This is a genomic window from uncultured Veillonella sp., from assembly GCF_905209685.1.
In the GTDB taxonomy this organism is placed as follows: Bacteria; Bacillota; Negativicutes; order Veillonellales; family Veillonellaceae; genus Veillonella.
This window is the reverse complement of the sequence record NZ_CAJLUB010000009.1, coordinates 20210-31986: the sequence shown is the minus strand read 5'-3', so window position 1 is coordinate 31986 and position 11777 is coordinate 20210. Positions and strand designations below refer to the sequence as shown.

At 37.7% G+C, this 11777-nt stretch carries 11 protein-coding genes; 10 read left to right on the top strand and 1 reads right to left on the bottom strand.

Annotation, left to right across the window (positions count from 1 at the left end; all coding sequences use genetic code 11):
- The first annotated feature begins 2 nt into the window (after nucleotides 1-2).
- Genes QZ055_RS01830 through QZ055_RS01820 form a run of 3 tightly spaced genes read left to right on the top strand, consistent with a single transcriptional unit; the run spans nucleotide 3 to nucleotide 2321 of the window.
- Entirely contained in the window at nucleotides 3-1196 is a 1194-nt protein-coding gene (locus QZ055_RS01830; protein WP_295824273.1) for an aminotransferase class V-fold PLP-dependent enzyme, read from the top strand.
- Between the two features lie 14 nt (nucleotides 1197-1210).
- The gene (gene sufU / locus QZ055_RS01825; protein WP_024066921.1) at nucleotides 1211-1636 is read left to right on the top strand and encodes a Fe-S cluster assembly sulfur transfer protein SufU; all 426 of its coding nucleotides are present in this window, start codon (nucleotides 1211-1213) and stop codon (nucleotides 1634-1636) included.
- Between the two features lies 1 nt (nucleotide 1637).
- A complete protein-coding gene (locus QZ055_RS01820; RefSeq protein ID WP_295824271.1) occupies nucleotides 1638-2321 on the top strand; it encodes an HAD hydrolase-like protein in 684 nt (227 codons plus the stop codon).
- A gap of 102 nt (nucleotides 2322-2423) precedes the next feature.
- On the opposite strand, the gene QZ055_RS01815 is transcribed toward QZ055_RS01820, so the two are convergent.
- A complete protein-coding gene (locus QZ055_RS01815; protein WP_005386379.1) occupies nucleotides 2424-2930 on the bottom strand; it encodes an S-adenosylmethionine decarboxylase family protein in 507 nt (168 codons plus the stop codon).
- 213 nt (nucleotides 2931-3143) lie between these two features.
- Between QZ055_RS01815 and QZ055_RS01810 the strand changes: the two genes are divergently transcribed.
- From QZ055_RS01810 to ispD, 7 genes are all read left to right on the top strand, one after another.
- Nucleotides 3144-3623, top strand: a complete 480-nt coding sequence (locus QZ055_RS01810; RefSeq protein ID WP_105085695.1) for a CtsR family transcriptional regulator — start codon at nucleotides 3144-3146, stop codon at nucleotides 3621-3623.
- A gap of 48 nt (nucleotides 3624-3671) precedes the next feature.
- Nucleotides 3672-4169 (top strand): UvrB/UvrC motif-containing protein, encoded by a 498-nt coding sequence (locus tag QZ055_RS01805; RefSeq protein WP_295824269.1) that lies wholly within the window; start codon nucleotides 3672-3674, stop codon nucleotides 4167-4169.
- Between the two features lie 12 nt (nucleotides 4170-4181).
- Nucleotides 4182-5243 carry a protein arginine kinase gene (locus tag QZ055_RS01800; RefSeq protein ID WP_295824266.1) on the top strand — a complete coding sequence of 354 codons (1062 nt, stop codon included), beginning with the start codon at nucleotides 4182-4184 and terminating at the stop codon, nucleotides 5241-5243.
- A gap of 220 nt (nucleotides 5244-5463) precedes the next feature.
- Nucleotides 5464-7911: an ATP-dependent Clp protease ATP-binding subunit gene (locus tag QZ055_RS01795; RefSeq protein WP_295824264.1), complete on the top strand. Its 2448-nt coding sequence runs from the start codon at nucleotides 5464-5466 to the stop codon at nucleotides 7909-7911.
- Between the two features lie 166 nt (nucleotides 7912-8077).
- The gene (radA, locus tag QZ055_RS01790; protein ID WP_295824262.1) at nucleotides 8078-9451 is read left to right on the top strand and encodes a DNA repair protein RadA; all 1374 of its coding nucleotides are present in this window, start codon (nucleotides 8078-8080) and stop codon (nucleotides 9449-9451) included.
- A gap of 15 nt (nucleotides 9452-9466) precedes the next feature.
- Entirely contained in the window at nucleotides 9467-10618 is a 1152-nt protein-coding gene (locus QZ055_RS01785) for a PIN/TRAM domain-containing protein (RefSeq protein ID WP_295824260.1), read from the top strand.
- A complete protein-coding gene (gene ispD / locus QZ055_RS01780; RefSeq protein WP_295824258.1) occupies nucleotides 10602-11777 on the top strand; it encodes a 2-C-methyl-D-erythritol 4-phosphate cytidylyltransferase in 1176 nt (391 codons plus the stop codon). Before QZ055_RS01785 ends, ispD begins: the two co-directional genes overlap by 17 nt.

Genomic DNA, 11777 nt, shown 5'->3' with positions numbered 1-11777 from the left:
CTATATTACATAAAGAGCATAATGGGCACCGCGTTATCTATTTAGATAGCGGTGCTACTGCACAAATTCCACAGTCCGTAATTGACCGTGTTGTGGAACATATGACACAACGTAATGGTAATCCACATCGTGGTTCTCATATTTTGGCTATTGAAGCATCTGAAGACTATGAAAATGCACGGGATCGCGTAGTTGAATTTATCAATGCTCGCGAACGTGAAGAAGTCGTGTTTACACGTAATAGTACGGAATCTATGAACTTGATTGCCCATAGCTATGGTCTTCATAATGTGAAAAAAGGTGACAAGATTGTCATTACTGTTGCTGAGCATCATGCAAATCTTGTAACATGGCAATATGTAGCAGAACAAACTGGGGCAACTTTAGAATACATGTACCTTGATGAACATGGGCATTTAAAAGATGGTGAAATCAATAAAATTGATGAAAATACTAAAATTGTCGCTTTTGCTCATGTTAGTAACGTGCTTGGTATGGAATTCCCAGTAAAAGAATTAACTGAAAAGGCTCACTCTGTAGGCGCTATTGTTGTTCTAGATGGTGCTCAATCTACACCTCATAAAAAAATCGACGTTCAAGCATTAGATTGCGATTTCTTCGTATTCTCTGGCCATAAAATGTGTGCATCCCAAGGTATTGGTGTACTCTATGGTAAACGTGAACTATTAGAAGCTATGCCTCCATTCCTATTGGGTGGTGACATGATTGAATATGTAAAAGAGCAAACAGCTACATTTAATGAGCTTCCATACAAGTTCGAAGCAGGTACTCCAAATGCTGATGGTGCCGTTTCCTTGCATGCAGCTATTGATTATTTAGAATCTTTTGGCATGGATGCTATTGAAGCCTATGAAGAGGAACTTGTAGCATATATTCTTCCTAAGATTGTTGCATTGCCTCACGTTCACGTAATTGGCTCTCAAAATCCTAAGGAAAAACATGGTGTAATTGCATTTACAGTAGATGATGTACATCCTCATGATGTAGCTACAATCTTAGATTCAAAGGGTATTTGTGTTCGTTCTGGTCACCACTGTGCACAACCATTAGGTGCATTCTACAATGTATCTGCATCCACTCGTCTAAGTATGTATCTATATACTCGTAAGGAAGATTTAGATGCTTTCCTTGAAGTATTAAAGACAGTTCGTTCAGTAATGGGTTTTAAAGATTAGGAGATTTACCATCAATGGAAATGGATCAATTATATACGGAACTTATTTTGGAACATAACCAAGATAAGCGTAATAAACATGAATTAGCTCATTTTACAAATTCTGAGCATGGCCATAACCCAAGTTGTGGTGATGACCTAACATTGCAACTCAATGTGGAAGATGGCATTATTAAAGATGCTGCATACACAGGCTCTGGTTGTGCTATCAGCCAAGCATCTGCATCTATGATGATTGATATCATCAAGGGCAAATCCGTTGAGGAAGCGCTTCGTTTGGTAGAAATTTTCTTAGGTATGATCAAAAAAGAGATTACCGATGAAAATGAGTTAGAAGAATTAGAAGATGCTATGGCATTACAAAATATTTCTAACATGCCAGCACGTGTTAAATGTGCAGTTCTTGCATGGCATACATTGAAAGAGGCTTTAAAGAAATAATATGAAGAAAACGATATTATTTGATTTAGATGGAACTTTAACGGATTCTCAAGAAGGTATTCTTAAAAGCATTAAATTTGCATTGGAACATTTTGGTTATGATGTACCTGATGAAGAAACACTACAATTATTCTTAGGACCACCATTGGTAGATGCGTTCCAAGAACATTGTGGTATGACCTTTGAGCAAGCGGAAGAAACATACTTTAAATTCCGTGAACGGTATGGTACTATCGGTAAATTTGAAAATAAAGTATATCCGAATATTGTAGACTTATTAGCTAAATGTAAAACTGAACAATATACTATAGCTGTAGCCACTGCAAAACCAGAACATTATGCTAAAGATATTCTAGACCACTTTGAATTGACACCATACTTTGATGTCATTGTAGGTGCCAATTACGAGGCTGGTTTATTACACAAGAAAGAGATTCTTGAAAAGGCGCTTAAGCTTTGTGGTAATCCATTGACCGATGATAACGGTCGACGTTTGGCCTTTATGGTTGGGGATCGTAAGTATGATGTAGAGGCAGCTAACGAACTTGGTTGTATCTCTATCGGCGTTACTTATGGTTATGGTACAGAAGCTGAACTAAAAGAAGCTGACGCAGAATACATTTGTGATGATGTTGATGAAATTGCTGATGTTCTCGACCTTGAAGAAATGATGGTTCGTAGATAAGCTATTATAAATAAAATATCAACCTTAAAAAGGCTAGAGGTATTTCCTCTAGCCTTTTTGGAGTTATAAAAAAGGACTAACCTATAGGTTAGTCCTTTTGTGTTATTTTTTTAGGCCGCTTTTTTTAGCTAATGTTTTGATAACCTTAGCACTTTGTTTTTTCAACTTGCCGCCTGTTTGTTTGAGTTGGATACGTGTGCGAGAGACACGACCAAGTGTAGTGATCTTAGTTTTGCGACGTGGCTTCATATCACGTTCGTTGCCAAAGTCGCCACGTTGTACACTTGTTGCTTTTACCTTTTCAGCTCTGAAAGATTTACGTAACGCTTTCATAATCAATGTAAGCGGTAAGGATTGCTCAAAAGAATACAAATCAACAGCCACATAGCCTAGAGCAGGATATGTGTGCAATGTAAAGTGAAAGCCTGGTGCAACAGATAGGAGGGCGATCTCCTCGTCCATAACTTGACAACTGATTTCATCAACATCAAGGTCAGCTAAATCAAATGCAGTTGCTACACTTTCTTGTACAGCTGTAGCGGATGAGATTGCATCTTCATCGCAGGAATATAAATCAATTAAAAGTTCTTGTCCTAATGCTTCTGCCATAACAACACCTTCTTTCATAAAAATATATCTTATTCATTATACCTAGAATTTAAAATTAAGTCCAATCAAAGGAGAATGTATTGAAAGGTCAAAAATATAGTATAGAAATTTGACCTTTATATTGACTAAAGTCAAAAAGTCAAATATAATAAATATATGTAAAAAGCAAATAGTCAAAAATATATTAAGTAAAATGTTAAAGAGGTGTTTTTTATGAGTATGATAGCTGATAAAATAGAAAAGTTTATTTTAGATCGTATGCGTGAAGAACAAGAGAAATTAATTTTAAAGCGTAATGAATTAGCTGATGAATTAGATTGTGCACCTTCGCAAATTAGTTATGTACTAAGTACACGTTTTTCTAATGAGCGTGGGTTTGATGTTGAATCAAGACGTGGTCTAGGTGGATATATTCGAATTACAAAATTAAATCCAGAAAGTTCTGATTCTTTACCAGCTGTAACAACCTATCGTATTTATGAAGGTCAAAATACAGTGGATCGTTTAATTGATATAAAAGATGTAGACCAATCCTTGTTCCAATTGCTACAAGCAGAAAAAATTACTCGTCGTGAAGCTCAATTAATGCACAATTCTTTTGCTACATTGATTGAAAATACGGATATTGAACATCGTAATGATGCAATTCGTGAGCTATACGCAACAATGGTGGATACACTACGGAAGGAGTGATGATCAGTGATATGTGATCATTGCCATAAAAATGAAGCTACTATCCATATGACAAATATTGTAAATAATCAGAAGACGGAACAACATTTGTGCAATACTTGTGCCACTGCGTTACAACAGGAGGGAAAATTATCTCCTTATAGTTCCTTTATGAATGATATGTGGGATGATAGCTTCTTTACCAATGATTTCTTTAAGAATATGGTCTATCCTGATAGTTTATTAAAATCACATCAGTCTAAACGTTGCCCTCAATGTGGTATTACTTATGATGAGTTTAATCGCGTAGGCAAGTTTGGTTGTGATAGATGCTATGAAACCTTTGCTAGTGAAATAAAACCGTTATTACAACGTTTACAAGGTAGTTCTGAATACGAAGGAACTGTTCCTAGTCATGGTCATAATGTATTTAAAGCAAAGTATGAACTAAAGCGGTTACGTCATCAATTAGACTCAGCAATTCAAGCAGAGAACTTCGAGGATGCAGCCATTTTAAGAGATAAAATAAAAGAATTAGAAGCCATCATTGGTGGTGATAAAGAGTAGGAGGTTCTTATTATGTTAGATACTATATTAGACTCTCCTTTAAGCCCATGGCTACAACACGATACGGATGCAACCGATCATATTGTCATATCTAGTCGAATCCGATTAGCACGCAATTTTGATGGAATATTGTTTACAAATCGTAATGATAAGTCATCTTTAGAAAAGGTAAATACTATTTCTAGAGGTTTGCTTCAACCTTTAAAAGAAGCAGATGGGCATCAATACTCCAATATTAATCTTGAGCAATTAAGTGAGCGTGAGCGAGCTATATTAGTAGAAAAACATTTAATGAGTCCTGCATTGGAGGAAAAACTGCCATATCGTAATTTAGTAGTATCTGATGATGCATCTATTGTAATTATGGTGAATGAAGAAGACCATTTGCGGATTCAATCTATGGTTTCAGGATTACGATTACAGGAAGCTTATGAACATGCTCAAAAAATAGATAAGGCAATTGAAGCAAAATATCCATATGCCTTTGATGAACGGTTTGGTTATTTAACGGCTTGCCCTACTAATGTAGGCACCGGTTTGAGGGCATCTGTAATGCTACATTTGCCAGCATTGACCATCTCTGGACGAATTACACGCCTTATTCGTAGCATCATTCAATTGGGGTATTCTGTACGTGGATTATATGGGGAAGGCTCCGAAGCGTTAGGAAATATTTACCAAATTTCTAATCAACGTACTATGGGGGTAAGTGAAGAGGATACCATCGAGCAATTGACGAAGATTGTAGAAGGTATCATTGCAGAAGAGAGAAAATCTCGACAATCCTTATTACATAATGATAAAGAAGGTTTAGAAGATGTGTTATGGCGCTCCTATGGAGTTCTACAGAATGCACGCCGTGTAAATGGTAAAGAGGCTTTAACAAAGCTTAGTGATATCCAGTTAGGCGTTGACTTAAATATTTTACCTCAATGGGGTAAGGATTCCTTTAATGAGCTGATTGCTATAACTAGACCTAATTTCCTTTCAAAGTATGCAGGAAATGATGATCTAACAGATATAGAGCGTGATAGCTATCGGGCGAAGGTAATCCGCCAAAAGCTTTCACATTAATATAAATTTACAAAAACTAAATTCACATATAATCATTTTATAACTATGTATTGAGAATTGAAGGCTCTACTCCGACTTGGTTAGAGTAAATAAGATAAATTCAAGTTGACTATAAATTTGTTTGTTTAGTTAATAGCTATTCCAATGGTATAGTCTACCATTGTTTACATATATTTGAAGAGAAATAATTACAATTTACATAGATAGATGAGGTGATATTATGATGCAACGATTTACAGATGATGCACAGCGTGTCCTTTCCTTTGCTCAAGAAGCAGCGCTGGAACTAGGACATGACTATGTAGGCACTGAACATGTACTCATCGGACTTACAAAGGTTAAAAATGGTGTTGCTGCTAAGGCTTTAGAAGAGCTTGGTATTGTTACAGAAGATATTTTTGAAGCTGTAGAAGAACAAGTTGGTCGCGGCAATAAAAAAGCAACCTCCATATATATGACACCTCGCGTTAAGCATGTACTTGAGTTAGCTATTCAAGTTGCTAATCGCATGAATCATAATTACGTTGGTACTGAGCATATTCTCTTAGGATTACTCAGCGACGGTGGTGGCGTTGCAGTTGGAATTCTAAGGGCTATGAATATTCGTACCGACGATATAGTAGAAGCAATTCGTCACATCCTTGGCTCTAATACAAATGGCGCTGATAATGGGCAAGAGAGTGCGAGTCATAATGGTGATCTAGGTGATTTAGCTGATTTCGCAACGGACCTAAATGAGTCTGCAAAACAAGGTAAAATTGATCCTGTCATTGGTCGTGATACGGAAATTCAACGTGTTATTCAAATTCTTAGCCGTAGAACTAAAAATAACCCAGTTCTTATCGGTGAACCTGGTGTAGGTAAGACGGCTATTGCTGAAGGATTGGCACAACGTATCGTTAATGGCAATGTGCCAGAAATTTTGCGCAACAAACGCATTATTTCTCTTAGTATTAGCTCCATGTTAGCTGGTGCAAAATACCGTGGTGAATTTGAAGAACGCTTGAAAAAAGCAATCGATGAAGTGCAACAACATGATGATATGATTATCTTTATTGATGAAATTCATACATTAGTTGGCGCAGGCGCTACTGAAGGTGCAATGGATGCGGCAAACATCTTGAAACCAGCTTTGGCACGCGGTGAATTCCAAGTTATTGGCGCTACGACACTTGATGAATATAAAAAGCATATTGAAAAAGATGCTGCCTTAGAGCGTCGTTTCCAACCGGTTCAAGTAGGGGAACCTAATGAAGAGGATGCTCTTGAAATCTTGATGGGGTTGCGAGATCGCTATGAGGCTTTCCATAAGGCTAAAATTACAGATGAAGCATTAAAAGCTGCTGTTACCTTATCTAGTCGATATATTACAGATCGATTTTTGCCTGATAAGGCTATCGATGTGGTTGATGAAGCTGCATCTAAGGTGCGTATGAAAGTCTTTTCTGCAGCTCCAGATGTTAAGACTTTAGAAGAGCGACTTAGTACGGTAAAGAAGGAAAAGGAAGCTGCTGTTACATCTCAAGATTTTGAAAAAGCAGCTAAGCTTCGTGATGAAGAGCAAGCTCTCGTTAAAGAGATTGACGATAAAAAAGCTGTAGCTAAAGAGGAAAGTGATCAAAAACTAATAGTTACAGAAGAAGATATTGCTGCAGTAGTAGCTCAGTGGACGGGTATTCCGGTGGCTAAAATAGCAGAAGAAGAATCTGAAACCTTGCTTCATTTAGAAGATGAGCTACATAAACGCGTTATCGGTCAAGATGATGCTGTTACAGCTGTAGCGAAAGCTGTGCGCCGTGCAAGGGCTGGATTAAAGGATCCAAAACGTCCTATTGGTTCATTCTTATTCCTTGGACCAACAGGGGTTGGTAAAACTGAATTAGCAAGAGCTCTTGCATCTTCCTTGTTCGGCGATGAATCTGCAATGATTCGACTTGATATGTCTGAATATATGGAAAAGCATACTGTTTCTCGTCTAGTTGGGGCCCCTCCTGGATATGTAGGATATGAAGAGGGCGGTCAACTTACTGATGCAGTTCGTCGTAAACCATATAGCGTTATTTTACTTGATGAAGTAGAAAAGGCTCATGCAGATTTCTTTAATATCCTATTGCAAGTACTTGATGATGGTCGACTTACAGATAGTCAAGGTAGAACCGTAGACTTTAGAAATACGGTTATCATTATGACTAGTAACTTAGGTGCTAAAGCTTTACATAAGAACTCTTCAGAGCTTGGATTCTTAGCTCCTAAAAAATCTGAATCTTCTACAAATCAATCTAATAGTATTGATTTTAAAGAAGCTAAGAAATCTGTTATGGATGCTGTAAAACGTCATTTCAGACCTGAGTTTTTAAATCGTATTGATGAAATGATTGTATTCCGTCCATTAACTGAAGAGGACTTAAAACACATTGTCTCTATCTTGATGAGTGATGTTACAAAACGCCTTAAAGAGCGTGAGCTTCAATTAGAAATCACATCTGAGGCGATGCAATTGCTCGTTAAGGAAGGTTCTGATTTTACAATGGGGGCTCGGCCTTTAAAACGTGCTATTCAACGATTAATTGAGGACCCTGTATCAGACCTTATTTTGAAAGGAGATGCTACAGAAGGAAAAACTATAAAAGCAGATGTCAAGGATAACGAGATCGTTGTCAGCGTATAAAAAATATAAAATATACAGTTAATGACTACCTTTCATATAAATTATATGGCTTAAATGGTATACTATAGAATAATGATAGTAACCATGTAGTAAAATTATGCATAAAAGGTCATGAATGGTTATCATTCATGACCTTTTTTATCTTTTATAACAGTTTTGAGGTAATATGGCAAAAGCAAAATCAGTATTCTTCTGTCAAAATTGTGGAGCGGAGTCTTCTAAGTGGATGGGACGTTGTCCACAATGTGGCGAATGGAATACATTAGTTGAAGAGATTATTAAAGAAACTAAACATAGCCGCACGCCTTCACGAGGTGTGGGAAATCAAACAACAAAGCCAACAGCTTTACCAGATATTGAAATTTCATCTATCACTCGTGTATCTACAACCTTTGGTGAAATCGACCGCGTATTAGGTGGTGGGATTGTTCCTGGGGCTCTTATGCTCTTAGGTGGTGATCCTGGTATAGGCAAATCTACGCTACTTCTTCAAGTATCTCAAAAGGTGGCCGATACGGTAGGTACTGTACTATATGCATCTGGAGAAGAGTCTCAATTACAGCTTAAACTTCGGGCAGAACGACTTCATATTAATAGTGAACGTTTACAAGTGATTGCCGATACAGATTTAGATCATATTTTAGAGCAAGCTGATGCAATGACGCCATCCTTACTTGTTATTGACTCTATTCAAACTATGTATACCGGTGATATTGATGCTGCTCCAGGAAGTGTAAGCCAAGTGCGAGAATGTACATCTCGACTCCTTCGGTTCTGTAAAGAACGCAATATTCCAACGGTAATTATTGGACACGTTACTAAGGAGGGTAATATTGCGGGCCCACGTATGTTAGAGCATATGGTGGATGTAGTACTTTATTTTGAAGGTGAACGGTCTTACCAATTCCGTATTTTGCGCTCTATTAAGAACCGTTTTGGTTCTACCTCTGAAACAGGTATCTTTGCCATGGTTGAGGAGGGGCTGCAAGAGCTCTCTAACCCTTCTGCTTCGTTGTTGGCAGAACGGTCGGATGAGGAAAGCGGCAGCGCCGTTATGATTTATCTTGAAGGGGTTCGTCCTATCCTTGTAGAGGTACAAAGCCTTGTTGTTACAACTGCTTTTGGCATGCCACGACGCACTGCCATAGGGTATGATTTAAATCGTCTAATTGTGCTATTGGCAGTACTAGAAAAACGCTGTGGTTTTACATTAGGTAATAAGGACGTGTACGTTAACGTTATTGGTGGTCTCAAGGTGAACGAACCAGCTTGTGACTTGTCCATGGCTGTTGCTATCGTATCTAATTTAAAAAATCGCATCGTTCCTACTGATATGGTCATCTTAGGTGAGGTTGGGTTAACTGGTAATGTTCGTAGCATTCCACGTATTGAACAGCGTATTAATGAAGCTAAAAAATTAGGCTTTACAAAGTTTATTATTCCTGAAGGCAATTATAAGCAGATCAAGGATAATGATAGCTCTATCAAGATTAGAGGCGTTAAATCTATTCAAGAGGCAATGCAACTGGTATTTTCTTAATTAGGAGGTGATTTGATGATTTATCGGATATTGCGCTATGTAATAGCCATTCTTGTGGGCACAGCGGCCTATGTTGGAATGGATAGCTTAGCACCTATTATCGACCCATATTTAGTCTCTCAATTCGAGTCTTTTGGGGATATGTCATTGACCATTGCACGTATTTCAGTATTAATTCTTGGTACTTTAATTGGCGTTATTATTGGTTATTTAATTTCTTCATTCATTTTAAAACAAGGTTTAGTGATTGCTAAACGATTAGAACGTATTCTTACTCATATTCCAAATCAAGAATTGATTGCAGGCACCATCGGTTTATTATTCGGTCTTATTATTGCAAATTTAATTGGTGTTGCATTCAATCAAGTACCTATTATAGGACCTTACATTCCTATTATTTTGAGTGCTATCTTTGGATATAGTGGCCTTAAAATCATGGCTCGTAAGGGCCCTGAAATGTACAATAATTATGTACAACAATGGAGCGGAGATGGTAATAAAAAGACTAGTCGTTTTAAAATGTTCTCCACTCATAAATCTGATAAAGCCTCTAGTACGCCAAAATTATTAGATACATCTGTTATTATTGATGGACGTATTAAGGAACTATGTAATACAGGTTTTATTGAAGGTCCTCTCATAGTTCCACTCTTTGTATTGAATGAGTTACAAATTATTTCTGACTCTGCAGATTCTACAAAGCGCAATCGTGGTCGCCGTGGTCTCGATATTTTGAAAGAGATGCAAGATGCCAATAAGGTAGCCATTGAAGTGGTAGAAGATGACTATGATGATCTTACAGAAGTTGACTCTAAATTGATGCGCCTTGCTTTAGATAAACAATGGAAGTTGATGACTAACGATTTTAACTTAAATAAGGTTGCTCGTGTACAAGGTATTGAAGTACTCAATCTTAATGAGCTCGCTAATGTACTTAAACCAGCCCTCATTGCAGGCGAATGGATTCGCGTGCAAATTATGAAAGAAGGTAAGGAAGTACATCAAGGCGTTGCGTATCTCGACGATGGTACAATGATTGTTGTGGAAGATGGTAAACCTTATGTGGGCCAAACCGTAGAGGTTATGGTTACATCCATATTACAAACGAGTGCAGGTCGCATGATCTTTGCTCGTGTAGATGGAGGACAAAATGGACAAGGTAATTAGTTGTATTGTTCTCGCCGCTGGTGCTGGGCGCCGTATGGGATATAAAGAAAATAAGATATTTATCCCTTTAGGGAGATTCTCTATTATTCAGCGTACACTACAAAATGTAGCAAAGGTTGAAGGTTTGAATGAGATTATTCTCGTTGTAGCCGATGGTGAACAAGAGTTTATGACAAAACATATTCAAGAGTTAGATTTAACTGTTCCAGTTCACATCGTACTGGGTGGAAAAGAACGGCAAGATTCTGTAGCATGTGGACTCAAGGCTGTATCAGAGGATACTAATATAGTTCTTGTTCATGATGGGGCGCGACCTTTAGCTTCTACTAAGCTGTTTAGTGATGTAGCTGAGGCGGCTAATATCCATGGTGCAGCTACTGTAGGTGTTCCGGCTACGGATACCATTAAACGGGTTGATACAGATCATAATGTTTTGGAAACATTACATCGTAGTGAGTTATATCAAATTCAAACGCCACAAGGCTTTCAAAAAGACTTGTTTGTAGAGGCTCATCAAGCGGCTTATGAAACAAAGTATCTTGGCACAGATGATGTATCTTTAGTAGAGTATATAGGAAAGCCTGTACATATAGTTGAAGGAGACTATTGTAATATAAAGGTAACAACACCGAATGATATTGCAGTAGCTAAACGATATTTAGGAATTGAGGATACACGTATGCGCGTTGGATTTGGTTATGATATTCATCAATTAAAAGCAGGTCGCCCATGTATTCTTGGCGGTGTTCATATCGAATCTGAACTTGGTCCTGATGGTCATTCCGATGCGGATGTTCTCATTCATGCATTGATGGATGCCATGTTAGGTGCTGCAGGTTTACGAGATATTGGATATTATTTCCCGCCTGAAGATGACCAGTATAAAGGGATTTCTAGTATGCTTTTACTAGAAAAGGTTAATTCCTTATTGAAAGAACGTGGGTTACAAGCCTATAATATAGATATTATGGTTATTTCGGAGACACCTAAATTAAAGCCGCACATCGATATGATGAAGGCGAATTTACAATCTGTTTTAGAAATACCATTAGAACGTATTAGTATTAAAGCGACAACAAACGAAATGCTGGGTGCTATTGGGCGCCGCGAAGGCATTGCTGCACAAGCTGTCGTTTCTGTATATGAAGGAGAGGTATAA